Annotated in this window: 22 protein-coding genes; 15 read left to right on the top strand and 7 right to left on the bottom strand. The window is 70.6% G+C overall.

Going from position 1 to position 25,438, the window contains the following annotated elements:
* Window positions 1-87: 87 nt before the first annotated feature.
* On the bottom strand, window positions 88-216 hold the full coding sequence (mmpB, locus tag KVT44_RS60065) for a morphogenic membrane protein MmpB (RefSeq protein WP_096239832.1): 129 nt from the start codon (window positions 214-216) through the stop codon (window positions 88-90).
* 164 nt (window positions 217-380) lie between these two features.
* Between mmpB and KVT44_RS21705 the strand changes: the two genes are divergently transcribed.
* Window positions 381-1,514, top strand: coding sequence for an SGNH/GDSL hydrolase family protein (locus KVT44_RS21705; RefSeq protein WP_217568193.1), 1,134 nt, complete (start codon window positions 381-383; stop codon window positions 1,512-1,514).
* On the opposite strand, the gene KVT44_RS21700 is transcribed toward KVT44_RS21705, so the two are convergent.
* Together KVT44_RS21700 and KVT44_RS21695 are read right to left on the bottom strand one after the other, a co-directional pair.
* The gene (locus KVT44_RS21700) at window positions 1,511-1,717 is read right to left on the bottom strand and encodes an acyl-CoA carboxylase epsilon subunit (RefSeq protein ID WP_054234735.1); all 207 of its coding nucleotides are present in this window, start codon (window positions 1,715-1,717) and stop codon (window positions 1,511-1,513) included. The two genes, KVT44_RS21705 and KVT44_RS21700, sit on opposite strands and share 4 nt — an antisense overlap.
* A gap of 24 nt (window positions 1,718-1,741) precedes the next feature.
* Window positions 1,742-3,334: an acyl-CoA carboxylase subunit beta gene (locus KVT44_RS21695; protein WP_190172178.1), complete on the bottom strand. Its 1,593-nt coding sequence runs from the start codon at window positions 3,332-3,334 to the stop codon at window positions 1,742-1,744.
* Window positions 3,335-3,465: 131 nt separating this feature from the next.
* Here KVT44_RS21695 and KVT44_RS21690 point away from each other — a divergent pair, with 131 nt between their 5' ends.
* Both KVT44_RS21690 and KVT44_RS21685 read left to right on the top strand, forming a co-directional pair.
* Complete coding sequence (locus tag KVT44_RS21690; RefSeq protein WP_099920952.1) at window positions 3,466-4,332, top strand: biotin--[acetyl-CoA-carboxylase] ligase; 867 nt, start codon at window positions 3,466-3,468, stop codon at window positions 4,330-4,332.
* 364 nt (window positions 4,333-4,696) lie between these two features.
* Complete coding sequence (locus KVT44_RS21685) at window positions 4,697-5,779, top strand: adenylate/guanylate cyclase domain-containing protein (protein ID WP_229889303.1); 1,083 nt, start codon at window positions 4,697-4,699, stop codon at window positions 5,777-5,779.
* Between the two features lie 42 nt (window positions 5,780-5,821).
* On the opposite strand, the gene KVT44_RS21680 is transcribed toward KVT44_RS21685, so the two are convergent.
* On the bottom strand, window positions 5,822-6,637 hold the full coding sequence (locus KVT44_RS21680; RefSeq protein ID WP_217568191.1) for a hypothetical protein: 816 nt from the start codon (window positions 6,635-6,637) through the stop codon (window positions 5,822-5,824).
* A 475-nt stretch (window positions 6,638-7,112) separates the two neighbouring features.
* On the opposite strand from KVT44_RS21680, the gene KVT44_RS21675 reads away from it, so the two are divergent.
* The 5 genes from KVT44_RS21675 to KVT44_RS21655 all read left to right on the top strand — a co-directional run bounded on the left by KVT44_RS21675 (window position 7,113) and on the right by KVT44_RS21655 (window position 12,998).
* Window positions 7,113-7,919, top strand: a complete 807-nt coding sequence (locus KVT44_RS21675; RefSeq protein ID WP_099920950.1) for an enoyl-CoA hydratase/isomerase family protein — start codon at window positions 7,113-7,115, stop codon at window positions 7,917-7,919.
* Between the two features lie 101 nt (window positions 7,920-8,020).
* Window positions 8,021-9,199: a sensor domain-containing diguanylate cyclase gene (locus KVT44_RS21670; RefSeq protein ID WP_217568190.1), complete on the top strand. Its 1,179-nt coding sequence runs from the start codon at window positions 8,021-8,023 to the stop codon at window positions 9,197-9,199.
* Between the two features lie 99 nt (window positions 9,200-9,298).
* Window positions 9,299-10,837, top strand: a complete 1,539-nt coding sequence (gene hutH, locus KVT44_RS21665) for a histidine ammonia-lyase (RefSeq protein ID WP_099920948.1) — start codon at window positions 9,299-9,301, stop codon at window positions 10,835-10,837.
* A 193-nt stretch (window positions 10,838-11,030) separates the two neighbouring features.
* Complete coding sequence (locus tag KVT44_RS21660) at window positions 11,031-11,234, top strand: cold-shock protein (protein ID WP_028803001.1); 204 nt, start codon at window positions 11,031-11,033, stop codon at window positions 11,232-11,234.
* 135 nt (window positions 11,235-11,369) lie between these two features.
* The gene (locus KVT44_RS21655; RefSeq protein ID WP_099920947.1) at window positions 11,370-12,998 is read left to right on the top strand and encodes a DEAD/DEAH box helicase; all 1,629 of its coding nucleotides are present in this window, start codon (window positions 11,370-11,372) and stop codon (window positions 12,996-12,998) included.
* 117 nt (window positions 12,999-13,115) lie between these two features.
* Here KVT44_RS21655 and KVT44_RS21650 read toward each other — a convergent pair whose 3' ends face one another.
* Window positions 13,116-13,853, bottom strand: coding sequence for a DUF2625 family protein (locus tag KVT44_RS21650; protein ID WP_217568189.1), 738 nt, complete (start codon window positions 13,851-13,853; stop codon window positions 13,116-13,118).
* Window positions 13,854-13,889: 36 nt separating this feature from the next.
* Complete coding sequence (locus KVT44_RS21645; RefSeq protein WP_099920945.1) at window positions 13,890-14,270, bottom strand: cell wall protein; 381 nt, start codon at window positions 14,268-14,270, stop codon at window positions 13,890-13,892.
* A 110-nt stretch (window positions 14,271-14,380) separates the two neighbouring features.
* Between KVT44_RS21645 and KVT44_RS21640 the strand changes: the two genes are divergently transcribed.
* The 6 genes from KVT44_RS21640 (at window position 14,381) to KVT44_RS21615 (ending at window position 23,139) form a co-directional block, all read left to right on the top strand.
* Window positions 14,381-14,728: a hypothetical protein gene (locus tag KVT44_RS21640; RefSeq protein ID WP_099920944.1), complete on the top strand. Its 348-nt coding sequence runs from the start codon at window positions 14,381-14,383 to the stop codon at window positions 14,726-14,728.
* A gap of 265 nt (window positions 14,729-14,993) precedes the next feature.
* Window positions 14,994-16,259 (top strand): Ig-like domain-containing protein, encoded by a 1,266-nt coding sequence (locus tag KVT44_RS21635; protein ID WP_190172183.1) that lies wholly within the window; start codon window positions 14,994-14,996, stop codon window positions 16,257-16,259.
* A gap of 273 nt (window positions 16,260-16,532) precedes the next feature.
* Window positions 16,533-17,999 carry an ABC transporter permease gene (locus KVT44_RS21630; RefSeq protein WP_054234748.1) on the top strand — a complete coding sequence of 489 codons (1,467 nt, stop codon included), beginning with the start codon at window positions 16,533-16,535 and terminating at the stop codon, window positions 17,997-17,999.
* An 88-nt stretch (window positions 18,000-18,087) separates the two neighbouring features.
* Window positions 18,088-18,771 carry an ABC transporter ATP-binding protein gene (locus KVT44_RS21625; RefSeq protein ID WP_075032373.1) on the top strand — a complete coding sequence of 228 codons (684 nt, stop codon included), beginning with the start codon at window positions 18,088-18,090 and terminating at the stop codon, window positions 18,769-18,771.
* A 203-nt stretch (window positions 18,772-18,974) separates the two neighbouring features.
* Window positions 18,975-22,277, top strand: coding sequence for a S8 family peptidase (locus KVT44_RS21620; protein WP_308314064.1), 3,303 nt, complete (start codon window positions 18,975-18,977; stop codon window positions 22,275-22,277).
* Between the two features lie 91 nt (window positions 22,278-22,368).
* Complete coding sequence (locus KVT44_RS21615) at window positions 22,369-23,139, top strand: group II truncated hemoglobin (RefSeq protein WP_099925419.1); 771 nt, start codon at window positions 22,369-22,371, stop codon at window positions 23,137-23,139.
* 103 nt (window positions 23,140-23,242) lie between these two features.
* Here KVT44_RS21615 and KVT44_RS21610 read toward each other — a convergent pair whose 3' ends face one another.
* Entirely contained in the window at window positions 23,243-24,133 is an 891-nt protein-coding gene (locus KVT44_RS21610) for a helix-turn-helix domain-containing protein (protein ID WP_190172184.1), read from the bottom strand.
* Window positions 24,134-24,308: 175 nt separating this feature from the next.
* Between KVT44_RS21610 and KVT44_RS21605 the strand changes: the two genes are divergently transcribed.
* Window positions 24,309-25,349, top strand: a complete 1,041-nt coding sequence (locus KVT44_RS21605) for an NAD(P)-dependent alcohol dehydrogenase (RefSeq protein WP_099920940.1) — start codon at window positions 24,309-24,311, stop codon at window positions 25,347-25,349.
* The last annotated feature ends 89 nt before the right edge of the window (window positions 25,350-25,438 follow it).

Raw genomic sequence — 25,438 nt, 5'->3', positions numbered from 1 at the left:
CGATCACCTCGCGCCGATCACCTCGCGCCGATCACCTCGCGCCGATCACCTCGCGCCGATCACCTCGCGCCGATCACCTCGCGCCGATCACATCACTCCGAGGACGATCATCGCGAGCAGCATGGCCAACGCCATGAGAAGGCCGAGTCGCCGCAACATCTCCTGCATGTCGCGCAGTTCCTTGGGCGGCTCGTTCTCCGGGTCGGACCACAGCATGCCTCCGATCGTGCGGCGGCGAGGGCGCCGACCGCCTGAGTACGCGTACTCAACTTGCCCTCGACCCGATTAAACGGGTCCAGGGTTCCTTTAGCGCGCGTCCGCCTGCTACGGTCATGGCATTCACTAAAGGAACTCTGGTCCCTTTTGGAGAGGTAGTCGCCGTGTTCACCACCGCCTGGACCGCATCGCCCCAGCTCCCCGCCGTGGGCTTCACCCCCAACTGGTCCCAGGAGGGCTTCTGGTGTCAGTCCCTGCGTCAGGTCGTCCGCGTCGGGGCGGGCGGCGGCCGGGTTCGTATACGGCTGTCGAACGCGTACGGCGCCTCGCCGCTGCGGATCGCCGGGGCCACCGTGGCCCGTGCGGGCGCGGGAGCCGGTGTCGAGCCCGGCTCGCTGCGGCGGCTCACCTTCGAGGGGGCCGGGGGCGTCGAGATCCCGGCGCGCGGACAGGTCGCCAGCGACCCCGCCGAACTCGTGGTGGAGGCCCTGGAGTCCGTGACCGTCACCCTGCACCTCGACGCCGTCACCGGGCCCGCGACCTTCCACGCCCAGGCCTTCGCGACGAGCCACCGGGGCGAGGGTGACCGCCTCGACGACCTCGACGGCGACGGATTCGGCGAGACGAGCGCGTCCTGGTACTTCCTGTCGGCCGTCGAGGTCGACGCGGGCGGCCGTACGGACGGTGTCGTGCTCTTCGGGGACTCCATCGTGGACGGGTTCGGCTCGACGCCGGGCGCGAACCGCCGCTGGTCGGACGCGCTCGCCGAGCGCACGGGGCGGCCCGTTCTGGGCGCGGGCATCGGCGGGAACCTGCTGCTGAACGACTCCGCCTGGTACGGGGAGAAGGGCGTCCGGCGGTTCGGGCGGGACGTTCTCGACCAGTCCGGGGTCGAGGCGGTCGTCGTGCTGCTGGGGCTCAACGACATCGGGTTCAGCGAGACGGACGAACAGCCGACGTACAAGCCCGCGCCGGTGGTGGAGGCCGCTGAACTCATCGACGGATACCGGGAGTTGATACGGCAGGCGCGTGGGCGGGGGCTGCGGGCGATCGGGGCGACGCTGCTCCCCTTCGGGGGGTCCGATCACTGGGGGGAGCGGGCGGCGAAGGTGAGCCGTGAGGTGAACGGGTGGATTCTCGGGGCGGGGGAGTGGGACGCGGTGGTGGACCTCAACGGGGTGTTGGCCGATCCGGGGGATCCGGATCGGCTACGGGGTATGTACGACTTCGGCGATCACCTGCACCCCAATGACGCCGGGTACGAGGTGATGGCCGAGGAGGTGGCGGGGTGCTTCTAGGCAGGCCAGTACGTGCGCGTCCAGGCCGTGGGGCCCGGCTGGGGCAGGTGCTGGGCGGCTATGCGGGACGGGTCCGACCAGGAGTCCCGGGTGCCGGGCGCGCCGGGTGGCGTGGTGGCCGCCGCGGCGCGCGCTCTGACCACCGCCAGAGCGGCGGCCAGCTCCTCCGGGGTCGGATTGCCCCGTACGACCTTGATCGTCATGTCTGCTCCCAAGGGTCCGGGGTTCTAGAGCGGGATGTTGCCGTGCTTCTTCGGAGGGAGTGATTCCCGCTTCGTACGCAGCTGACGCAGGCCCCGTACGACGTGGGAGCGGGTGTCGGACGGCATGATCACCGCGTCGATGTAGCCGCGCTCGGCCGCGGTGTAGGGGTTGAGGAGGGTGTCCTCGTACTCCTGGATCAGGCGGGCCCGGGTGGCGTCCTGGTCCTCGGCGGTGGCGATGGTGCGGCGGTGCAGGATGTTCACCGCGCCCTGCGCGCCCATCACCGCGATCTGGGCGGTCGGCCAGGCGAGGTTGAGGTCCGCGCCCAGGTGCTTGGAGCCCATGACGTCGTAGGCGCCGCCGAAGGCCTTGCGGGTGATGACCGTGATGAGCGGGACGGTCGCCTCGGCGTACGCGTAGATCAGCTTGGCGCCGCGGCGGATGATGCCCGTGTGCTCCTGGTCGACGCCCGGGAGGAAGCCGGGGACGTCCACGAAGGTGATGACGGGGACGTTGAAGGCGTCGCAGGTGCGCACGAAGCGGGCCGCCTTCTCGGACGCGTCGATGTCCAGACAGCCGGCGAACTGCATCGGCTGGTTGGCGACGATGCCCACCGGGTGGCCCTCGACCCGTCCGAAGCCGGTGAGGATGTTCGGCGCGAAAAGCGCCTGGGTCTCGAAGAACTCGGCGTCGTCCAGGATGTGTTCGATCACCGTGTGCATGTCGTACGGCTGGTTCGCGCTGTCCGGGACGATCACGTCCAGCTCGCGGTCCTCGTCCGTGAGGGCGAGGTCCGCCTCCTCGGGGAAGACCGGGGGCTCGCTGAGGTTGTTGGACGGCAGGTACGACAGCAGCTGCTTGACGTACTCGATGGCGTCCTTCTCGTCGCCCGCCATGTGGTGGGCCACACCCGACACCGCGTTGTGGGTGCGCGCGCCGCCGAGCTCCTCGAAGCCGACGTCCTCGCCCGTCACCGTCTTGATGACGTCCGGCCCCGTGATGAACATGTGCGAGGTCTGGTCGACCATGACCGTGAAGTCGGTGATCGCGGGGGAGTACACCGCACCGCCCGCGCAGGGGCCGACGACGAGCGAGATCTGCGGGATGACGCCGGAGGCGTGGGTGTTGCGGCGGAAGATCTCGCCGTACATGCCGAGCGCGCTGACGCCCTCCTGGATGCGGGCGCCACCGGAGTCGTTGATGCCGATGACCGGACAGCCGGTCTTCAGCGCGAAGTCCATCACCTTCATGATCTTCTGGCCGAAGACCTCGCCCAGGGCGCCGCCGAAGACGGTGAAGTCCTGGGAGAAGACGGCGACGGGACGGCCGTCGACCATGCCGTAGCCGGTGACGACACCGTCGCCGTAGGGCCGGTTGTTCTCCATGCCGAAGTCGGTCGAGCGGTGCTGTGCGAACTCGTCCAGCTCGACGAACGAGCCCTCGTCGATCAGCAGCTCGATCCGCTCACGGGCCGTCAACTTGCCCTTGGCGTGCTGCTTTTCGACAGCGCGTGCCGAGCCGGCGTGCGTCGCTTCCTGGACGCGGCGCCGCAGGTCCGCGAGTTTGCCCGCGGTCGTGTGGATGTCGGGGTGGTGCAGCTCTTCCGGCTCGGACATCGGGATGCGGCTCCCTGCCTGCTCAGTGCGAATATGAGGGTGATGTGCTCAGGGGGTTGCTACTGACTCGTAGGGTAGTGGTGTCGATACCGTTCGGCAGTGCGGCGTTTACCACACCTAGGGTGGGTTGCATGACGCCGCGAGATGCTTCAGACGCGAACGACAACCGGTGGTCCGACCTGGACCGTCCACCGCTGAACGGGACCGCCCTGCGCCGGGCTCTGGTGCGCGAGGGCGGGCTCTGGGGTGATGTCCGGGTCACGCCGCGCACCGGGTCCACCAACTCCGACCTCGTGGCCCTCGCCACGGACGAGAAGGCCGACGAGGGCATCGTCCTCGTCGCCGAGGAGCAGAACGCCGGGCGGGGCCGCCTGGACCGCCAGTGGACGGCACCGGCCCGCTCGGGCCTGTTCTTCTCCGTGCTGCTGAGGCCCACCGGGGTTCCCGTCGAGCGCTGGGGCTGGCTCCCGCTGCTCACCGGGGTCGCGGTGGCCACGGCCCTGTCCAAGGTGGCGGGTGTCGACACGGCGCTCAAGTGGCCCAACGACCTGCTGGTCACGGTGGGCGGCGAGGAGCGCAAGACGGGCGGCATCCTCGCCGAGCGCGCCGGGAACGACGCGGTCGTCGTCGGCATCGGAATCAACGTCACCCTGCGCGAGGACGAACTCCCCGTGCCCGGCGCGGGCTCCCTCGCCCTCGCGGGCGCCACGACCACGGACCGTGACACCGTGCTGCGGGCCGTCCTGCGCTCCCTGGAGCAGTGGTACGAGAAGTGGCGGGACGCGGGTGGCGACCCCGCCGCCTCCGGTCTCCAGGAGACGTATGCCGCGGGATGCGCGACCCTCGGAAGGGTGGTGCGTGCGGAACTGCCCGGCGGCACGTCGATCACCGGGGAGGCGGTGGCGGTCGACGGGGACGGCCGTCTGGTCCTGGCCACGGAGGAGGGTGTACAGCAGCCGGTGGGAGCGGGGGACATCGTTCATCTGCGGCCGGCGTGAGCCGAGGAGGTCGGTGGACCGTACTCAGCGGTGGGGCCCGGAACCGATCGTGGTGCCGAGCTCCGACCGGGCGTACGAGTCAGGAGTGAGCCAGCGCACACCTGCCGTAGAGTTGAGCGCGGTCGATACCTGACCACGGCAGATCGGAAGGGCAGCAGGCGTGACCGTCGACGACACGGGCTCCGGCACGGGTGCACACCCCGCCCCCGACGGTGAGCCGGGGCGTACCGCCGGGCCGGTCACCGACCCGGCGCCCGCGCGCGTCGACACGAACGGTGACATGGCCGGCGACAGGACCGCCGGGCTGACCGGTGAGACGACCGGGCGGATGGACGGACAGAGCCGCTTGGACGCGCAGAACCGGATGGACGAGGAGTCCGTCGACTCCGGCGAGGACCCCCTCGCGCTGCGCCTCGAAACGCTCATCCTCGGCGCCGAGCGCCGCTACACCCCTTTCCAGGCCGCCCGCAGCGCAGGCGTCTCCATGGAACTGGCCTCGCGTTTCTGGCGGGCCATGGGCTTCGCCGACATCGGCCAGGCCAAGGCGCTGACCGAGGCCGACGTGCTGGCGCTGCGGCGTCTCGCCGGTCTCGTCGAGGCGGGCCTGCTGAGCGAGGCGATGGCGGTCCAGGTCGCCCGCTCCACCGGGCAGACCACGGCCCGCCTGGCCGAATGGCAGATCGACTCCTTCCTGGAGGGCCTGACCGAGCCCCCCGAGCCGGGCATGACGCGCACCGAGGTCACGTACCCCCTGATCGAGCTGCTCCTGCCCGAGCTGGAGGAGTTCATCGTCTACGTCTGGCGGCGCCAGCTCGCCGCCGCGACCGGCCGAGTCGTCCAGGCCGGCGACGACGAGGAGATGGTCGACCGCCGCCTCGCCGTCGGTTTCGCGGACCTCGTCGGCTTCACGCGGCTGACGCGCCGGATGGAGGAGGAGGAACTCGGCGAACTCGTCGAGGCCTTCGAGACCACCGCCGCCGACCTGGTGGCCGCACACGGGGGGCGCCTCATCAAGACCCTCGGTGACGAGGTGCTGTACGCCGCGGACGACGCCGGGATCGCCGCCGAGATCGCCCTGCGCCTCATCGAGACGATGGCCAACGACGAGACGATGCCGGAGCTGCGCGTCGGCATCGCCTTCGGCACCGTGACGACCCGCATGGGCGACGTCTTCGGTACGACGGTGAACCTCGCCTCGCGGCTCACGTCGATAGCGCCACGGGATGCCGTCCTGGTGGACGGCGCCTTCGCGGAGGAACTGATCCGCACCGCGGACGCGCCCGCCTCCGAGGCGGAGGCCGCCGAGGCCGCGGCCGCCGCGGAGAAGGAGGGCGAGGAGCCGCCCGTCTACCGCTTCGCCCTCCAGCCGATGTGGCAGCGCCCCGTCCGCGGCCTCGGCGTGGTCGAACCGTGGCTGCTGGCCCGCCGAAACGGCGACCAGCCGTAGGCCCTGATTCCCTCAATAGACCTTCAGTAGACCCTGTTTCCCTCAATGGCCTCCGGCGGGGCCCGCCAGATCGTTCACACAGATGCCGACGATCGGCACGCACAGACCCGGCGGGTTCTGGGTGGGCGCCGGGGTGTGGGTGGTGGGACTCGGGGCCGGTGTCGGCTGCGTGTGTGGCTGCGACGGTACGACGACGGGCGCGGTCGGGATGCCGGTCGTGTCCGGCACGCTCCCCACGGGGGCGCTCGCCCGGGCGGACGGGATCGTCGCCGTCGCTGAGGGCGAGGCGGCCGTCGACGGTGCCGTGGGCGCCGGGCTCACGCCCGAGGTCGGGGTCGCGCTCGCCCCGCCCTGCGCGCCGGTCGGGCCCGGGGACGCCGGATGCGCGGAGGGCACGGCCCAGACGGTCGGCGCGGCGTCGAGCGCCTCGTCCGTGGCGACCCCGGGCCTCGGCTCGGCCTCCGTGTTCCCGCTCCCGCCGCCGACCACCGACTCCGGTGCCATCCGCGCCAGACTCAACGCCCCCGCGGCCAGCGCGAGCCCACCCACGGCGAACAGCGCCCGCCGGGGCCGCGGCTTACGGTGCCGCCCCCGGCCGCCCCGCTCCCGGAGCGGACCGACCGCCTCGCCCTCCGCGAGGCTCGCCGAGGCGCCGGCGGCGGGTGCGGGGTCTGCCGCCGGGCGACCGGCGGGAGTGCGGCTGATCAGCGGCTCGACGGCCACGGCCCGGCCCGCCCGCGCGGCACCGGCCGCCCCGGGGCGGCTTGCCGCGCCGCCGGCCCCCGCCGGGCCCACGGACACGCCATCGGTCGGCCCGGGATCCGCCGTCGTGCGGTCGGCGGCCGGGCGACCGGCCATCGGATCGGCCGTTGCCCTACGCGCCGCCGGAGCGCGGCCGGGTGCCGGGGACCCCGCCGCGGGGCGGCCGCCCGGGACCCGTGCCATCAACGGGTTGGCGGTCGGCACACGCGCCGCCCGGCGGGATGCCGCGTCGCCGGGCCGCGAGGGGGCCGCCGACGACCTCGCCGACGTAGCCGCCGAACCCCCGGAGGGCCCCGTGTCCGGCGGTGTTCTCGACGGCCTCGTCACGTCTGTCGTCGTGCCGTTCGTCATGGTCATCCCTCCCCGACGTGCCCGCGCCCCCCGAAGCACCGGGTGGTGCGCAGGTTATGCGCGTTTTGGGGGCGTGGGGCGGGAGTTGGGCGGGATGTCACTCGAACGGGGAGTGCGGGGCGAGGGGAGGCGAGGGGACGGGTTTCGCCGGGCGGGAGTGGCTGCGATGATCGGAGGCATCGGGAGTTAACCCGCGTTAACCGTTCACCGGGAGGGTGTCATGGCGGAGCAAGGGGACGAGCGGCGGTTCGGGGAGTTCGTCGTCGTACGGCGGCACGCGTACGTCGCGGAGCTCGCCCTCGACCGGCCGAAGGCCATGAACGCCGTGTCCACGGACATGGCCCGCTCCATCACGGCCGCCTGCGAGGCGCTCGGCGGCGAGCGCGACGTACGCGTGGTCGTGCTGACCTCCACCGCCGAGCGCGCCTTCTGCGTCGGCGCCGACCTGAAGGAGCGCAACTCCTTCAGCGATGCCGACCTGGTCCGCCAGCGCCCCGTCGCACGGGCCGCGTACACCGGCGTCCTGGAGCTGCCGATGCCGACGATCGCCGCCGTGCACGGCTTCGCGCTCGGCGGCGGCTTCGAGCTCGCCCTGTCCTGCGACCTGATCGTGGCCGACCGTACGGCGGTGCTCGGGCTGCCCGAGGTGTCGGTCGGGGTGATTCCCGGAGGCGGCGGTACGCAGTTGCTGCCGCGGCGGGTCGGGGCGGCCCGCGCGGCCGAGCTGATCTTCTCGGCACGGCGGCTGGAGGCGGGCGAGGCGAGGGAGCTGGGCCTCGTCGACGAACTCGTGGACGCGGGCCAGGACCGTAGCGAAGCCCTCGCCCTCGCCGCCCGCATCGCCGCCAACTCCCCCGTCGGCCTGCGCGCCGCCAAGCGTGCGCTGCGACTCGGGCACGGGCTCGACCTGCGCGCGGGCCTGGAGGTGGAGGACGCGGCCTGGCGGTCCGTCGCCTTCTCGGGGGACCGCGCGGAGGGAGTCGCCGCGTTCAACGAGAAGCGCCCGCCGCAGTGGCCGGGGGAGTAGCCCCCCACGCTTCCCGGTGCCCTCCGGCCGGTACGGCCACTCGGACCCCTGTTCGCCTCACCAATGTCCCGAATCATCGTGAATATCCCTAGCCTGGAGTGATGGGTGAGGACAGACGGCTGAGGGCCGTGGTGGAGCTGGCGCAGGGGATGGCGGCGGCACACACCCCGCGCGATACCTGGCGGGCCGCGGCGCTCGGCGCCTGCCACGCGCTCGCCGGGAGCTTCGCCGCGCTCTCCGTGTGGGAGCGCGAGCTCGGCCGGCTGCGGGTCCTGGCGAACGTGGGCGAACGCGCGCCGGACGAGGAGGAGTTCCCGGAGGGCGAGGCCTACCCCGTGCACCAGTTCCCGGAGATCACCGAGTTCCTGCACGAGCGCTGGGCCGGGGGCGGTGGCCCGAACGCCTGGGTGGAGACCGCCGACGGGCCGGCGGCCGGTCCCGTCGGCTACTGCCACGGGGCACCTCCCGGCGTTGGCTGGGGGAGGGTCGCCGCCCTGCGTCGGCGCCGCCGCGGCTGCTGCGTCGTCGCCCCGATCGTGCTGCACGGGCGGGCGTGGGGCGAGCTGTATGTGGCCCGTCCGGTCACGGCACCCGTCTTCGACCGGGCCGACGCGGACTTCGCGACCGTGCTGGCCTCCGTCGTCGCCGCCGGGCTCGCCCAGACCGAGCGCCTGGAGGAGGCCCGGCGCCTCGCGTTCACGGACGCCCTCACCGGACTCGCCAACCGCCGCGCGGTCGACGTACGCCTGGACGAGGCCATCGAGCTGCACCGGCAGGAAGGGGCCGCGGTCAGCCTCGTCGTCTGTGACCTCAACGGACTCAAGAACGTCAACGACACCCGCGGGCACGCCGTCGGCGACCGGCTCCTGGAGCGGTTCGGATCGGTGCTGTCGCTGTGCGGGGCGATGCTCCCGGGCACTCTCGCCGCCCGCCTCGGCGGTGACGAGTTCTGCCTGCTCGCGGTCGGGCCGCCGGCCGACGAGGTCGTCCGCATCGCCGACGAACTCTGCCGCCGCGCCGCCGAGTTGGAGCCGGGGGAGGGGGTGGCGTGCGGGGTCGCCTCGACCGCGGACCCGATCGGTCCGGTGCGCTCGGCGCGGCGGCTCTTCCGGCTGGCCGACGCCGCCCAGTACCGCGCGAAGGCCGTACGGGCCGCGAAGCCCGTCGTCGCCGGGCGCGAGGGCCCCGACGACCCGGTCGTGCGTCTCGCCGACGCGCCCTCCCCGGCGCGGGCGGAACGCCGCCGCTTCCGTGGGCGTCACGAGCACCCCCGCCCCTGAGTCCGCGCGGGCGTGTGTGACGTACGTCGAAGTAAGGGGTCAACCGCCCACCCACTAGTGACATCATCGAATTCACTGCGTACGCTCCTGAATATGGATATGCACACTGTGGTGGTGGGGACGTCCGGAGTGACCGCGTCCGACGTACTCGCCGTGGCGCGCGGCGGCGCCCGGATCGAGCTCTCCGAAGAGGCGGTGGCGGCCCTCGCCGCGGCCCGCGAGATCGTGGACGCGCTGGCCGCCAAGCCGGAGCCGGTCTACGGCGTCTCCACCGGGTTCGGCGCCCTCGCGACCCGGCACATCAGCCCGGAGCTGCGCGCCCAGCTGCAGCGCAACATCGTCCGCTCGCACGCCGCCGGCATGGGCCCGCACGTGGAGCGCGAGGTCGTCCGCGCGCTGATGTTCCTGCGGCTCAAGACCGTCTGCTCCGGGCACACCGGTGTGCGGCCCGAGGTCGCCCAGACCATGGCCGACATCCTCAACGCCCGGATCACCCCGGTCGTCCACGAGTACGGCTCGCTCGGCTGCTCCGGCGACCTGGCCCCGCTCTCCCACTGCGCGCTGACGCTGATGGGCGAGGGTGACGCCGAGGGCCCCGACGGTGTCGTACGGCCCGCGGGCGAGCTGCTCGCCGAGGCCGGCATCACCCCCGTCGAACTGCGCGAGAAGGAGGGCCTCGCCCTCCTCAACGGCACCGACGGCATGCTCGGCATGCTGGTCATGGCCCTCGCCGACCTGGAGACGCTCTACAAGTCGGCCGACGTCACCGCCGCGCTCTCCCTCGAAGCCCTCCTCGGCACGGACAAGGTCCTCGCCCCCGAGCTGCACGCCATCCGCCCGCACCCGGGACAGAGCGCCAGCGCCGCCAACATGCTGGCCGTGCTGAAGGGGTCGGAGCTCACCGGCCACCACCAGGACGACGCCCCGCGTGTCCAGGACGCCTACTCCGTGCGCTGCGCCCCGCAGGTCGCGGGCGCCGGACGCGACACCCTCGCGCACGCCCGGCTCGTCGCCGAGCGCGAACTCGCCTCCGCCGTGGACAACCCGGTCGTGCTGCCCGACGGCCGCGTCGAGTCGAACGGCAACTTCCACGGCGCCCCGGTCGCCTACGTCCTCGACTTCCTCGCCATCGCCGCCGCCGACCTCGGCTCGATCGCCGAGCGCCGCACCGACCGGCTGCTCGACAAGAACCGCTCGCACGGTCTGCCGCCGTTCCTCGCGGACGACGCGGGCGTCGACTCGGGCCTGATGATCGCCCAGTACACCCAGGCGGCGCTGGTGAGCGAGATGAAGCGCCTCGCCGTACCGGCGTCCGCGGACTCCATCCCCTCCTCCGCCATGCAGGAGGACCACGTCTCCATGGGCTGGTCGGCCGCGCGCAAGCTGCGCACCGCCGTGGACAACCTCACCCGTATCGTCGCGATCGAGCTGTACGCGGCCACCCGCGCGATCGAACTGCGCGAGGGCCTGACCCCGGCCCCCGCCTCGCAGGCCGTCATCGAGGCCGTCCGCGCGGCCGGCGTCCAGGGCCCGGGCCCCGACCGCTTCCTCGCCCCGGACCTGGAGGCGGCGGACGCGTTCGTGCGTGGCGGCCGGGTGGTGGCGGCGGTGGAGCCGGTGACCGGACCGCTGGCCTGACCGGAGCACCTTCGGGCCGCCGCTGTCACAGGGGCGGCCCGAAGTGTGCTACTGTCTCATTGATACGTTTTTGGTACCCATTTACTTTGTGCGCCTGATCGGAATCCTCCGCAGGCGCGTTTTGTTTTACCGGCATCTCCGGCTTTTCCCGGTGCATCTCCGGATTGGGGCCCTACCTATTCAGGAGAAAAACATGGCAACTGGCACCGTGAAGTGGTTCAACTCGGAAAAGGGCTTCGGCTTCATCGAGCAGGACGGCGGCGGCCCCGACGTCTTCGCCCACTACTCCAACATCGCCAGCTCCGGCTTCCGTGAGCTGCTGGAGGGCCAGAAGGTCTCGTTCGACGTCGCGCAGGGCCAGAAGGGCCTGCAGGCGGAGAACATCATCCCCGCCTGATTTCGGGGACGCGCTTTTCCAGAGCCGGGGCCCGCACCTTCGGGGTGCGGGTCCCGGCTCGTGCTGTGAGTGCTTGTCAGTTGCGAGCGCTGTGCGTGCAGTCCGTGGGGCCCAGGAAGGAAATCCAGATCCAGCATGACTCGATCCGAACGTCCCGTCCGTAAGCGGCCGGCAAACGCACGAGGTGGCGCCCAGACCGGCGGCTTCGCGAAGGGCGCGGGCCGCGGCGGCGGCCGTGGCACGGGCAAGGGCCCGGCCCGCAAGGCCGTGGCGCCGCAGGAGTTCTCCCTGCCCGAGACCATCACCCCGGCGCTGCCCGCCGTCGACTCCTTCGACGCGCTCGACATGCCGGCGGCCCTCACCAAGACCCTCGCCGCGCAGGGCGTCACCGAGCCCTTCCCGATCCAGGGCGCGACGCTGCCCAACTCCCTCGCCGGACGCGACGTCCTCGGCCGTGGCCGCACCGGCTCCGGCAAGACGCTCGCCTTCGGACTCGCCCTGCTGGCCCGTACGGCGGGTCGCCGGGCGGAGTCGAAGGCGCCGCTCGCACTCGTCCTCGTCCCCACGCGCGAACTCGCCCAGCAGGTCGACGACGCCCTCACGCCGTACGCCACCGCGGTCAACCTGCGCGTGGCCACGGCCGTCGGCGGGATGTCGATCGGCCGGCAGGCCGGCACGCTGCGGCGCGGCGCCGAGGTGCTCGTGGCCACCCCCGGGCGGCTCAAGGACCTCATCGAGCGTGGCGACTGCGTCCTCGACCAGGTCGCGATCACGGTCCTCGACGAGGCCGACCAGATGGCCGACATGGGTTTCATGCCGCAAGTCACCGCGCTGCTCAAGCAGGTCGAGCCGGGCGGTCAGCGACTGCTCTTCTCGGCCACGCTCGACAAGAACATCGACCGGCTCGTGAAGATGTTCCTCACGGACCCCGTGGTGCACTCCGTCGACCCCTCGGCGGGTGCGGTGACCACCATGGAGCACCACGTGCTCCACGTCGCCGACGAGACCGACAAGAAGGCCGTCGCCCTGCGGATCGCGGCGCGCGACGGCCGGGTGATCCTCTTCGTCGACACCAAGCGCGGCGCCGACCGGTTCACCAAGCGGCTGCTCGCCAACGGCGTCCGGGCGTCCGCGCTGCACGGCGGGCGCAGCCAGCCGCAGCGCAACCGCACCCTGGACCAGTTCAAGAACGGTCAGGTCACCGCGCTCGTCGCCACCAACGTCGCGGCGCGCGGTATCCACATCGACGACCTCGACCTCGTGGTCAACGTCGACCCGCCGACCGACCACAAGGACTACCTGCACCGCGGCGGACGTACCGCCCGGGCCGGTGAGTCCGGCAGCGTCGTCACCCTCGTACTGCCCGAGCAGCGGCGGGAGATGACGCGGCTGATGGCCGACGCCGGCATCACCCCGCGCACGGCGCGGATCGCGTCCAGCGACGAGGAGCTCGCCCGCCTCACCGGCGCCCGTGAGCCCTCCGGCGTCCCGGTCGTCATCGAGGTGCCGCAGCAGGCCGAACAGCCGAAGAAGCGGTCACGGCCGCGGGTCGGAGGCGGGGCGAGGCGTCCGGCCGGAACGGGTTCGGGTGCGGGTTCGGAGTCGCAGGGCCGTCAGCCGCGGCGTGCCGCCGGCGGTACGGCCGGTGGCGGCACGGGTGGCGGCGGTACGGGGGGTGCGGGTCGCTCCGGTGGTCGTGGGCGTGCCCCGCAGCAGCGGCGTACGGAGCGTGGCGGGCAGGGCGGCGGACGTCGCGCGGCGTAGCCCGGTTCGTTTGTATCTGCGGGCCGGTGGGGGCTGGTCGCGCAGTTCCCCGCGCCCCTAGAGCGCGCCCCGGGGGGCGCGCTCCCGGGGGCGCGCCCCCAGGAGCCCGGCAACTTCTCAGTAGTCGAAGTTGCCCAGGAAGCCCGGGTCGATCTTGTCGAGTTCCAGGCCGGTGCCTCGGTGGAGGTCCATGAGGTCCGACATGTGGATGGCGCGGCGGCGGGCCGCGGGAAGGTCGCGGCGGTTGGCGGCCGTCCACAGGACCGGGTCGAAGGTGATCCCGTGGGACCCCGGCATGGGCCCCGTCTCGGCGCGCCAGCCGGGCCAGCGCAGGGTGTCGTAGAACTGCTCTATGCCGTCTTCGTCCAGGAGCCAGCTGAGCCAGTCCGCATGGCCCACGCCGAGCGCGTCCCAGCGCAGCGAGTCCGGCGCGAAGTACAGCACCTCGCCGGGACCGCCGGGGCGGTTCGCCTGCGCGGGGTCGGTTCCGTTGACCACGAAGACGCCGCCGAGGACGTCATGGGCGATGACGAGCCCGCCCTCCGGCCGCCATGCCGGGTCGAACCGCTCGGGGAGGTCGTTGACCTCGGCGAAGCTCGGCGTCCCCGGGGGCGCGTCGTCCTCAGGGCTGCCGTAGATGCGCAGCCAGCCGCTGTCCAGCAGTACCCCGCCGCAGTTGAGCACGAAGGAGCCGAGCGAGGAGCGCGCGGTGGTTTGCAGTTGCAGCAGGGATCCACGGGCCTGCGCCGGGTCCACCGGCAGCACATCCATGGACACCCTGCTGTTGGAGATCGCCTCGGAGAGGAGCGGCCATGCGGGCTCCTCGACATCAGTCAGCTCGGTCAGGTCTCGCATGGGTATCCCGTGGGTTTCCGGGCCGGAGCGTCGCGCTCAGAAGGCCGCCGTGCGCTCCCGGCGCACCGAGTAGGTCACAAAGCCGGCGCCGAGGCCCAGGAAAAGGGTTCCGCCGACGACGTACGGCGTCGTGTTGACGCTTCCGGTGTCGGCGAGCCGGGTCCCGCTGTCCTGCGACCCGGTGGTGTCGGAGCCCGTGTCGTTCGCTCCGGCGTCGCTCGCGTCGGCGGCGCCCGACTGGGTGTCGCCCGACTCGGTGGAGACCTGCAGCGCGGTTCTCGACGTGGTGTTCGTCGACATGTTGCTGTGCTGAGCAGGCTTTTCCGGAGTCGCGTTGGCGGACGGGACGAACCACAGGGCCCCCAGAAGGGTTCCCGCTGCGGTGGCGGTCAGCAACGAGCGACGAGCGGCGGACACGTAATATCGATCCCCTTGTGGCGCTGGCGAATTGGCCGTGTGGGCCGATGCTAATGAAAGGCGCGGGTCGTGGGAAAGTCGCGGGAGCCACGGGCCGTACGCTCCGTCTCATGAGTACTCCTGAGACATCACGATTTGTCCGGCTTCGCGTGGAGCTGGTGTTGGAAGTCGACGACGCGGACGCCGTCACCAAGGCCGCCTTGCGCCGCATCGCGGACGACTCCGGCCTGCCGGCCGACGAGCGCACCCACGCCGAGAACGCAGTGACGGAAGACACTGCCGAGGCCCTCGCCTATCTCGTAGACCCGTTCGACCTGGTCAGCGAGGTGCCCGGGGTCGACCTCGCCCAGGCTTCCTGGAGCAGCGAGCCGATCGACTACGACCCCGATTCGCCGGAATGGGATCTAGACGAGGATGATGGCGACGAGGATGACGACGAGGAAGTCGGAGTCGGCTGACGCCTCTTGGGGAAAACGTGACCCCGGGTGGCAACCGCTGCCCGGGGTTTTGTCGTCTCCGACGACGCACCGACCACCTCCGCACCAGAATTCGGTCCGGCTGTCGGTACCACTCGATCGGGGTCCGTCGGCTCGGGTCGATTCGGTTGACGCCGTGGATCGAGGTGGTGTTACGCACACCTCGAAAGTGTGTGGAATGGGACGAACCGGTCGTAGCGTTGATGGTTCGAACGGGGCTCATGTGGTTCCAGGTGATTCGGCAACGATGGAGAAGCGTGTGATGACGGACAGTAAGCGGCGCAAGGGTCTGATGGCCGCGTCCGCACTGCTCGGCGGAGTGCTGGTGCTCTCTGCGTGCAGCAGCGGGGACGGCAGCAAGGCCAGTGCCTCGGACGGCGAGACCTCGCAGGCCCAGGCCGATGCGGCGGCGGCCAAGAAGAGCTCCGAGGCCCAGATCAAGATCACGCCTGCGGACGGTTCCGACAACGCTTCCATCAACAACGCCGCGGCGGTCACCGTGAGCAAGGGCACGCTCACGGCCGTCACCATGACGACCGAGTCGGGCACGCCGGTGTCCGGTCAGATATCCGCCGACAAGACGAGCTGGAAGCCCGCCTCCCCGCTCGAGCGGGCCACCACGTACAAGGTGGCCGCCGAGGCCACCGATTCCGCGGGCCTCGTCGCCCACGAGAACGCCTCGTTCACCACGGTCTCCCCGGCGAACAGCTTCATAGGCAACTTCACGCCGGAGGACGGTTCCACTGTCGGCGTCGGCATGCCGGTCTCGATCAACTTCAACAAGGCGATCACGAACAAGGCCGCCGTGCAGAAGGGGATCACCGTCTCCTCCAGCAGTGGCCAGGAGGTCGTCGGCCACTGGTTCAACGCCAACCGCCTCGACTTCCGTCCCGAGAACTACTGGACCGGCGGCTCCACCGTCACCCTCAAGCTCAACCTGGACGGCGTCCAGGGCGCGAGCGGTGTCTACGGCGTGCAGCAGAAGACGGTCACCTTCAAGATCGGCCGCAACCAGGTCTCGATCGTCGACGCCCAGACCAAGACGATGAAGGTCACGCAGGACGGCAAGACGATCAAGACGATCCCGATCTCCTCGGGATCCCCTGAGCACAAGACGTACCAGGGCCAGATGGTGATCTCCGAGAAGTTCAAGGAGACCCGGATGAACGGCTCGACGGTCGGCTTCACGAAGACCGACGGCAAGGGCGAGTACGACATCAAGGACGTGCCGCACGCCATGCGTCTGTCGAACTCCGGCACCTTCATCCACGGCAATTACTGGGGCGCGAAGTCCATCTTCGGCGCGGTGAACACCAGCCACGGCTGTGTGGGTCTGTCCGACACCAAGGGTGCGAACGACCCGAACACGCCCGCGGCCTGGTTCTACAACCACTCGCTGATCGGTGACGTCGTGGTCGTCAAGAACACCGGCGACAAGACCATCGCCCCGGACAACGGCCTCAACGGCTGGAACCTGAGCTGGTCCGCCTGGAAGGCCGGCTCAGCCGCCTAGCCCCCTCTTTGCGGCTAAACCGCCGCCGCTCTCGCGGACGTGGTTGCTCGCCGTGGGGGTTGCTCAATTGATGGTTGCGGTCTTTGTCGTTCGAACGCGACGGCCGCTCAGTGCGACGGCCCGCACCCCGCCAGGGGTGCGGGCCGTCGGCCTTGGCGGGTGCACAGGATTCCTCGGGGGCCCACAGGTGAATTCCCGGGCTGCCACAGCCTTCTCATCCTTCTCTTATGCGGGGCTTATCGCGCCATCACGCGCCGTACCTAGCTTTCCGCCATGTTCTTCACCTACCTGAGGCGCGAACTGCGCCGCCGCAGGAAGGCGGCGCTCGTCGTCGCCTCCGGACTCGCCCTGGGCATCGCCCTGGTCATCGTGGTCAGCTCCGTGTCGTCCGGCATGGAGAAGGCGCAGGGCAAGGTCCTCCAGTCGCTGTACGGACTGGGTACGGACATGACCGTCACCAAGGCGGCGGCGCCGGCGACGAGCACCAGCCAGCGCCCGCGCTTCAACTTCGACGCGAACGACAACGGCTCCACCAAGGAGCAGAGCAGCGACCGCGTCATGGTGCAGGGCTTCCAGACCCTGGCCGCCTCCACGGTCACCAAGGTCGACTCCCAGAAGGGCGTCGCGGACTCCGTCGGCGGACTGAGCCTCCAGGTCATCAGGATCAACGGCCAGTTCACGCGGGGTCAGTTCCAGCAGAACCAGAACAGCGGCACCGGCCAGGGGGGCGGGCGCCCGAACGCCCAGCAGTCCCCGCAGGGCCGTGTCGAGGGCGGCGGCGCCAACTTCGACGTCAACAACTACTCGGTGTACGGCACCGACGTCACCAAGCCCGCCCTCGGCCCGCTGACCTCCTCGAAGATCACCAGCGGTCGTACGTTCCAGACGTCCGAGACCGACGCCAAGGTGGTCGTCGCCGACGTCTCGTACGCCAAGGAGAAGAAGCTCAAGGTCGGTTCCACCGTCACCATCAAGAGCGTCAAGTACAAGGTCATCGGCATCGCCACGCCCGACAGCGGTGACGCGGCGGCCAACCTCTACATCCCGCTCAAGCAGGCGCAGACGCTCAGCGGCTCCAAGGACAAGGTCACCACGATCTACGTCAAGGCGTCGGACTCGCAGCAGATCTCCAGCGTGAAGAGCACCATCCAGAAGAACATCTCGGGGACGACGGTCACCACCTCCGCCGACCTCGCGTCCACCGTCTCCGGCTCCCTCTCCACCGCCTCCAGCCTCGCGTCGAACGTCGGCAAGTGGCTGTCCATCGCGGTGCTCGTGGCCGCGTTCCTGGTCGCCGGCCTGCTCACCTCCTCCGCCGTCTCCCGGCGCGTGCGCGAGTTCGGCACCCTGAAGGCGCTCGGCTGGAAGTCGGGCCGGGTGACCCGGCAGGTCGTCGGCGAGGCCATGGTCAACGGTCTGGTCGGCGGCGCCCTCGGTATCGCGATCGGCCTCGCGGGCGCCTACGTCGTCACCGAGATCAGCCCCACCCTGCAGGCGCAGGTGGGCGGTTCGGGCGGCGGCGGAGGCCAGGGCGGCCCCGGCGGCGGTGGCGGCTTCGGCGGTCCCGGCCGGCAGGCCGCGGCCAAGGCCCTCGACGTCGCGCTCACCGCGCCCGTCAGCCTCGGCACCATCGTCGGCGCGGTGGCCCTCGCCATCACCGGTGGTCTGATCGCCGGCGCCTTCGGCGGCTGGCGCGCCTCCCGACTCCGCCCCGCGGACGCCCTGCGCCGCGTCGAATAGGCCCAGCCCCTCTCAAGGGGGTGCCCGAAATTGCCCACTGCTGCTCGCTGTACCGGGCACCCCCTTCACCTCATCCAGGAGTTGCACCATGTACGAACTCAGAGGCGTCACCAAGCGCTATACCCGGGGCAAGGAGACGGTCGACGCGCTCGCCGGGGTCGACCTGACCATCGCGGACGGCGACCGGCTCGTCATCCAGGGCCCGACCGGTGGCGGAAAATCCACCCTTCTCCAGATGCTCGGCGGTCTCGACCGGCCCACCGCGGGCAGCGTCGAACTCGACGGCACGGACATGGCCAAACTGTCCGAGGCGAAGCTCACCAAAGTACGCAGCGAGAACATCGGATTCGTCTTTCAGAGCTTCAACCTGATTCCCACGCTCACCGCCCAGGAAAACGTGGAGACCGCCCTCGTACCCCTCGGTGTGAAGGTGAAGGAACGGCGGCAACGGGCCGCCGACGCACTGGAGTCGGTGGGACTCGCCGAGCGGCTCGGGCATCTGCCCGCCGAGCTCTCCGGTGGCCAGCAGCAGCGTGTCGCGATCGCCCGCGCCCTGGTCAAGCAGCCGAAGGTGCTGCTCGCCGACGAGCCCACCGGCAACCTCGACGAGTCCATGCGCGACGAGATCATGGAGGTGCTCGAGGCCATGTGGAAGGAGCACGGGCTCACTTTCATCATGGTCACGCACGATTCCTCGATCGCGAAGAAGGCCCCGCGCCTCGCGACGATTCGCAAGGGGAAGATCTCCGTCAAGGAAAACGCGGGTGCTTAAAGAAGCGCAAAAGGAGCGTGCGGGGGCTTAGCGGAACAACTCCGTCAACTCTTCACCCTCACCCCGCTATTGAGAGGGCGATCACCCCCCGGGCATACTTGCGTATTCCGGGGGGTGTACGTGCATGCGTACGAGGCTTCCCCCGACCGGATGAACGGGGATTCGTCCGGACCTGATCTCCAGGGGGAGACTTGCGCAGACAAGTGAAAAGAGCGTGCGCGGCGACCATTGCCATAGCGGCGTCCGTGGCGCTGGCGGCGGGTATGACCAGCCCGGCGTCGGCGCGGGCGGAGCAGCGCACCGCGGGCGTGTCCGCGGCCGGGAAAGCGGCCGGGATCACGGCCAAGCACCGCATCACCCTGATCACCGGTGACCGGGTGGTCGTCGACGCCAAGGGGCGCGTCGTCGGCTTCGAGCGGGCCAAGGGCCGCGAGCACGTGCCCGTGCAGATCCGCAAGGCCGACGGCCACACGCTGGTGGTGCCGGCCGACGCCCAGGCGCTCATAGCCGGCGGCAAGCTCGACCGGCGGCTCTTCGATGTCACCGAGCTCAACAAGGCGGCGGTCCGCAAGTCCCAGCAGCGGGGCCTGAAGGTGATCGTCGGCTACCGGGGAGCCGCGGCGGCCGCCAAGGCCGACGTCCGCGACGCCGGCACGCTCCGCAGGAGCCTGAAGGCCCTGAACGCGGACGCGGTGCAGACGCCGCAGCGGGACGCGGCCGAGCTGTGGTCCGCGGTCACCGACGACGGGAAGACGGCCTCCGGCATCGCGCACGTCTGGCTGGACGGCGTCCGCAAGGCGAGCCTCGACAAGTCCGTGCCGCAGATCGGCGCCCCCACGGCATGGGCGGCCGGATACGACGGCAAGGGCGTCAAGATCGCCGTCCTGGACACCGGCGTCGACGCGAGCCACCCGGACCTCAAGACCCAGGTGATCGAGTCCAAGAACTTCTCCGCCGCCGCCGACGCCACCGACCACTTCGGCCACGGCACCCACGTCGCGTCCATCGCGGCGGGCACCGGCGCCAAGTCGGGCGGCAAGTACAAGGGTGTCGCGCCCGGCGCGAAGATCCTCAACGGCAAGGTCCTCGACGACACCGGCAGCGGCGACGACTCGGGCATCCTCGCGGGCATGGAGTGGGCGGCCGAGCAGGGCGCCGACATCGTGAACCTGAGCCTGGGCGGCCAGGACACCCCCGACATCGACCCGTTGGAGGCCGAGGTCAACAAGCTCTCGGCCGAGAAGGGCATCCTCTTCGCGATCGCGGCGGGCAACGAGGGCCCCGAGTCGATCGGCTCCCCCGGCAGCGCGGACGCCGCGCTCACCGTCGGCGCCGTCGACGACAACGACAAGCTGGCGGCCTTCTCCAGCACCGGCCCGCGCGTCGGCGACGGCGCCATCAAGCCGGACGTCACCGCGCCCGGCGTGGACATCACGGCGGCGGCGGCCCCGGGCAGTCTCATCGACCAGGAGGTCGGCGAGAAGCCCGCGGGCTACCTGACCATTTCCGGTACGTCGATGGCGACCCCGCATGTCGCGGGCGCCGCGGCCATCCTCAAGCAGGAACACCCGGACTGGACGTACACCGAGCTCAAGAGTGCGCTGACGGGCTCCGCGAAGGGCGGCAAGTACACGCCGTTCCAGCAGGGTTCGGGCCGGATCGCCGTCGACAAGGCGATCAAGCAGACCGTGATCGCCGACCCGTCCTCGGTGAGCTTCGGCGTCGCGCAGTGGCCGCACACCGACGACACGGCGACGACCAAGCAGCTGACGTACCGCAACCTCGGTACGAAGGACGTCACCCTGACCCTGGCGATCTCCGCGACCAACCCCAAGGGCCAGGCGGCTCCGGCGGGCTTCTTCGCGCTCGGCGCCAAGACGGTCACCGTCCCGGCGGGCGGCAAGGCCTCTGTCGACGTCACCACGAACACGAAGCTCGGGGGCACCCTCGACGGCGCGTACTCGGCGTACGTGACGGCGAGCGGCGGCGGCCAGGCCGTGCGCACGGCCGTCGCGGTCGAGCGCGAGGTGGAGTCGTACGACGTCACCTTCAAGTACGTCAACCGTGCCGGTGAGACGCCCACGCACCTCACCGACCTGGCGGGCTACTCCGGCGTCGGCGAGGCCCGGGACTACACGTCGCAGAGCACGGCCGACACCGCGACCCTGCGTGTTCCCAAGGGCAAGTACGTGCTCAACTCCCTCTTCGTGAAGGACCTGGTCCAGGCGAAGGGCGGGGTCGACTGGCTGATCCAGCCCCGGCTGAGCGTCACCAAGAACACCACGGTGACCCTCGACGCCCGTACCGCCAAGGGCGCCGACATCACGGTGCCGGACGCGGGAGCGAAGCCCCTGTCGGCCCTCGTCGACTACTTCGACGACGCCACCGGCATGGGCATGGGCATCGGCCTGGCCTCCTTCCAGGACGTGCGCGTGGCGCACGTCGGCCCGGCGGTCTCCTCCGGCCTCTTCCAGAGCTGGTCCGGACAGTGGACCAAGGGTGCGGGCACCGAGTACGACACCTTCACCGGCACCAGGACCACCAAGCTCCAGGGCGCGCACGTCAAGCACTACAAGGCGAGCGAGCTGGCCAAGGTGAAGGCGAACCTCGGGGCCGCGGCCTCGGGCAAGACGGGCGCGGTCACCGCGTACGGCTTCCTGCCCGACGACGAGAGCATGAGCGTCGGGGTCCCCCAGACGCTGCCGGCCTCGCGCACGCTGTACGTGTCGACCGGTGAGAAGGTCCAGTGGGCGTTCGACCTCGAGCAGGACGCGGGCGTCGACGCCACCGGGACCCCGATCATCGACGCCTACTACACGGACGACTACCCGCAGACCTTCAAGGCGGGCAAGAGCTACACGAGGACGTACAACACGGCCGTCTTCGGTCCGAAGATCAACGCGGACTACGGCGTCTTCCGGGACGGCAACAGCATCTCGGGCTACCTGCCGCTGTTCGCCGACGGGAGCGGTCACCCGGGCTCGTCGCTGTACACGTCCGTGACGACGACGCTGTACCGCAACGGCGCGAAGGTCGCCTCGAACGACGACCCGCTCGTCGGGATGAAGGAGTTCAAGGTCCCGGCCGCCGAGGCCACCTACAAGCTCACGACCTCGGTCAAGCGCACGGTGAAGGTCGCCGCCGCCTCCACGCGGATCGACGCCAGCTGGACCTTCAAGTCCAAGAAGGCCGACTTCTCGAAGCTGCCCACCTCCACGGTCCGCTTCAACGCCACCACCGGCCTCGACAGCCGTGTCGCGGCCGGCAAGACGGTCACGATCCCGGTCTCCGTGCAGGGCTCGGCCGCGGGCAAGAACCTCAAGTCGCTGTACGTCTACGTCTCGTACGACTACGGCCAGACCTGGAAGATGCTCAAGGTCAAGAACGGCAAGATCACCGTCAAGAACCCGGCGAAGGGGAAGGGCATCTCCTTCCACGCGAAGATCACCGACAAGCAGGGCAACAAGTCGACGGTCTCCATCTACAACGCGTACTACGGAAAGTGATCCCGTAGCGCGGCCACGTGAAGTGTGCCGACAGCGAACGGCCCGTCGGAAGAGCAGCTTCCGGCGGGCCGTCCGTGTTTCCGTGGGCACCATGACCAACCAGACCGTGGAGTACGTCCGGTATCGCATTCCCGAGGAGAAGTCCGCGGAATTCCTGGCCGCCTACACGCGGGCCGCGGCCCAGCTCGCCGCGTCGCCGAGTTGCGTGGACTACGAGCTGGCGCGCTGCGAGGAGGACTTCGAGCACTTCGTCCTGCGGATCACCTGGACCTCGACCGAGGACCACGTCGAGGGATTCCGGAAGTCGGAGCTGTTCCCCGGCTTCCTCGCCGAGATCCGGCCCTACATCCCCTACATCGAGGAGATGCGCCACTACACGCCGACGACGGTACGGGGCCCGGGCGCGTCGGTCCCCACCCTCTACACCTGGGCCGGGGGCGCCGAGGCCTTCGCCCGCCTCACCGAGGTCTTCTACGACAAGGTCCTCAAGGACGACGTCCTCGCACCGGTCTTCTCCGGCCTCGCCCCCGAACACGCCGCCCACGTCGCCCTCTGGCTCGGCGAGGTCTTCGGCGGGCCGCCTGCTTATTCCGACGCCCAGGGCGGCCATGGCCACATGGTCGCCAAACACCTCGGCAAGAACATCACCGAGGTGCAGCGACGCCGGTGGGTCAACCTGCTCCAGGACGCGGCGGACGACGCGGGCCTGCCCACGGACGCCGAGTTCCGCTCCGCCTTCCTCGCCTACGCGGAATGGGGCACGCGGCTGGCCGTCCACTTCTCCGCCCCCGACGCGACCCCTCCGGGTGACCAGCCGGTACCGAGGTGGACCTGGGGAGCGGCCCCGCCGTACCAGCCCTGACACCCGCGGATCCGGGGCGAAGCCCCGGCTTCAGGGGCGCGAGGAACTGCGCGAGCAACCCCCACCCACCTGCAGGCGAAGAACGTACAAAGGGGGGCCGGGGCTACCGGGGCGTCGTCGTGCCCGCGCGGGTCGCGTCCGTGCCCCAGCTGGCCAGCAACCGCAGCGCCTCCGCCGAGGCGGACCCCGGCTCCGCGTGGTAGGTGACCAGCGACTGTTCGCTGTCGTCGGGCAGCCGGAACGACTCGTACTGGAGGGAGAGATCACCCACCAGCGGATGCCGCAGCCGCTTCACCCCGTGGCTCTTCTCCTTCACGTCGTGCGTGGCCCACAGCCGCCGGAAGTCCTCGCTCTTCACCGAGAGCTCGCCGACCAGCGCCGAGAGTCGCGGGTCGTCCGGGTGACAGCCCGCGTCCATGCGCAGCAGACAGACGATGTCGATCGCCTTCTGCTCCCAGTCCACGTACAGATCGCGGTACTCGGGCTTCAGGAACACCAGCCGCGCCCAGTTCCGCTCATGCGGCGCCAGCTCCGACCAGTCACCGAACACGGCCGCCGCCATCCGGTTCCAGACCAGGATGTCCGAGCGTCGCCCGCTGATGTACGCGGGGACGCCGTCCATCGAGTCCAGCAGCTGCCGCAGCGCGCCCCGTACCTGCTGTGGCCGTGCCGACTGCTTCTTCTTGTGCGCCTTGGGCTTCGCGAGGTGCGTGAGATGCGCGTGCTCGGCGTCCGTCAGCCGCAGGGCGCGGGCGATCGCGTCGAGTACCTCCGCCGACACGTTCCGTCCGTTGCCCTGTTCCAGGCGTGTGTAGTACGCCACGGACACCCCGGCCAGCTGCGCCAGCTCCTCGCGCCGCAGCCCGGGCACCCGGCGGTGCCGGCCGAAGTCGGGCAGCCCCACGTCCTCCGGCTTCAGCCGGGCCCGGCGGGTGCGCAGAAACTCGCTGAGCTCGGCACGCCGGTCCAGGGGCGGGGAGGGCTGTTCGTCCATACGTCCAGTATTCACGGTCGTACGCCGGTGAACCTGACCCCGCCAGTAGTAGGACCAGCGGACGTACGCAAAGCCGTGACCTGGGTGAAGGCTCTCCCCTGGGGCAGGCTGTACAGCGTGCCCGACCGAAGGCAGCCGGGCACAGGACATACCACTCCTTAGGAGAACCCCCGGCATGACCACTGTTGCTGCGTACGCCGCTCCCGCCGCCAAGGCTCCGCTGGAGCGCACCACCATCGAGCGCCGCCCGGTCGGTGAGTTCGACGTCCTGATCGACATCAAGTTCGCCGGTATCTGCCACTCGGACATCCACCAGGCCCGGGAGGGCTGGGGCGAGGCGATCTTCCCGATGGTGCCGGGTCACGAGATCGCCGGCATCGTCTCCGAGGTCGGCTCCGGCGTCACCAAGTTCAAGGTCGGCGACCGCGTGGGCGTCGGCTGTCTCGTCGACTCCTGCCGCGAGTGCGACAACTGCAAGGCCGGCCTGGAGCAGTACTGCACCGGAGGCGGCGTCGGTACGTACAACGCCCTCGACAAGAACGGCGAGCCGACCTACGGCGGCTACTCCGAGAAGATCGTCGTCGACGAGAACTACACCGTCCGTATCCCCGACGGCATCTCCCTGGACGAGGCCGCGCCGCTGCTCTGCGCCGGCATCACCACGTACTCCCCGCTCAAGCACTGGAACGCCGGCCCCGGCAAGAAGGTCGCGATCCTCGGCATGGGCGGCCTCGGCCACATGGGCGTCAAGATCGCGGACGCGCTCGGTGCCGAGGTGACCGTCCTGTCGCAGTCCCTGCGCAAGAAGGACGACGGGCTGAAGCTGGGCGCCGACCACTACTACGCCACCAGCGACCCGAAGACCTTCGAGGAACTGCGCGGCACCTTCGACCTGATCCTGTCGACCGTGTCCGCCCCGCTGGACCTGGACGCCTACCTGTCCCTGCTGAAGACGGACGGCGCCTTCGTGAACGTGGGCGCCCCGGAGGAGCCCGTCAAGCTCAACCTCTTCTCCGTGATCGGCGGCCGCAAGACCCTCGCCGGTTCCGGCATCGGCGGCATCCAGGAGACCCAGGAGATGCTGGACTTCTGCGCCGAGCACGGCTTCGGCGCCGAGATCGAGCTGATCAGCGCGTCCGAGATCAACGACGCCTACGAGCGGGTGCTGGCGAGCGACGTCCGCTACCGCTTCGTGATCGACACCGCCACCATCTAGTGGCGAACCAGAGGGCGGGGGCCCGGCCGTCCTGCCGGGGGGGCCCCCCGGGGTTTCCCCCTTCCCGCCCGGGCGCCCCCCCCGGGGGG

Origin of the sequence: Streptomyces sp. GbtcB7 (genome assembly GCF_019091445.1) — a bacterium.
GTDB lineage: Bacteria > Actinomycetota > Actinomycetes > Streptomycetales > Streptomycetaceae > Streptomyces > Streptomyces mirabilis.
Note: the sequence above shows the minus strand (reverse complement) of the source record. Positions and strands in the feature narration are given on the sequence as shown.

What these genes read in the sequence shown, in the direction of transcription:
- KVT44_RS21625 (WP_075032373.1), top strand. Translation starts at nt 18,088, where the DNA reads ATGTACGAACTCAGAGGCGTCACCAAGCGCTATACCCGGGGCAAGGAG.
- hutH (WP_099920948.1), top strand. Translation starts at nt 9,299, where the DNA reads ATGCACACTGTGGTGGTGGGGACGTCCGGAGTGACCGCGTCCGACGTA.
- KVT44_RS21630 (WP_054234748.1), top strand. Translation starts at nt 16,533, where the DNA reads ATGTTCTTCACCTACCTGAGGCGCGAACTGCGCCGCCGCAGGAAGGCG.
- KVT44_RS21635 (WP_190172183.1), top strand. Translation starts at nt 14,994, where the DNA reads ATGGAGAAGCGTGTGATGACGGACAGTAAGCGGCGCAAGGGTCTGATG.
- KVT44_RS21605 (WP_099920940.1), top strand. Translation starts at nt 24,309, where the DNA reads ATGACCACTGTTGCTGCGTACGCCGCTCCCGCCGCCAAGGCTCCGCTG.
- KVT44_RS21640 (WP_099920944.1), top strand. Translation starts at nt 14,381, where the DNA reads ATGAGTACTCCTGAGACATCACGATTTGTCCGGCTTCGCGTGGAGCTG.
- KVT44_RS21650 (WP_217568189.1), bottom strand. Translation starts at nt 13,853, where the DNA reads ATGCGAGACCTGACCGAGCTGACTGATGTCGAGGAGCCCGCATGGCCG.
- KVT44_RS21655 (WP_099920947.1), top strand. Translation starts at nt 11,370, where the DNA reads ATGACTCGATCCGAACGTCCCGTCCGTAAGCGGCCGGCAAACGCACGA.
- KVT44_RS21675 (WP_099920950.1), top strand. Translation starts at nt 7,113, where the DNA reads ATGGCGGAGCAAGGGGACGAGCGGCGGTTCGGGGAGTTCGTCGTCGTA.
- KVT44_RS21695 (WP_190172178.1), bottom strand. Translation starts at nt 3,334, where the DNA reads ATGTCCGAGCCGGAAGAGCTGCACCACCCCGACATCCACACGACCGCG.
- KVT44_RS21660 (WP_028803001.1), top strand. Translation starts at nt 11,031, where the DNA reads ATGGCAACTGGCACCGTGAAGTGGTTCAACTCGGAAAAGGGCTTCGGC.
- KVT44_RS21680 (WP_217568191.1), bottom strand. Translation starts at nt 6,637, where the DNA reads ATGGCCGGTCGCCCGGCCGCCGACCGCACGACGGCGGATCCCGGGCCG.
- KVT44_RS21690 (WP_099920952.1), top strand. Translation starts at nt 3,466, where the DNA reads ATGACGCCGCGAGATGCTTCAGACGCGAACGACAACCGGTGGTCCGAC.
- KVT44_RS21610 (WP_190172184.1), bottom strand. Translation starts at nt 24,133, where the DNA reads ATGGACGAACAGCCCTCCCCGCCCCTGGACCGGCGTGCCGAGCTCAGC.
- mmpB (WP_096239832.1), bottom strand. Translation starts at nt 216, where the DNA reads ATGCTGTGGTCCGACCCGGAGAACGAGCCGCCCAAGGAACTGCGCGAC.
- KVT44_RS21615 (WP_099925419.1), top strand. Translation starts at nt 22,369, where the DNA reads ATGACCAACCAGACCGTGGAGTACGTCCGGTATCGCATTCCCGAGGAG.
- KVT44_RS21670 (WP_217568190.1), top strand. Translation starts at nt 8,021, where the DNA reads ATGGGTGAGGACAGACGGCTGAGGGCCGTGGTGGAGCTGGCGCAGGGG.
- KVT44_RS21685 (WP_229889303.1), top strand. Translation starts at nt 4,697, where the DNA reads ATGGACGAGGAGTCCGTCGACTCCGGCGAGGACCCCCTCGCGCTGCGC.
- KVT44_RS21700 (WP_054234735.1), bottom strand. Translation starts at nt 1,717, where the DNA reads ATGACGATCAAGGTCGTACGGGGCAATCCGACCCCGGAGGAGCTGGCC.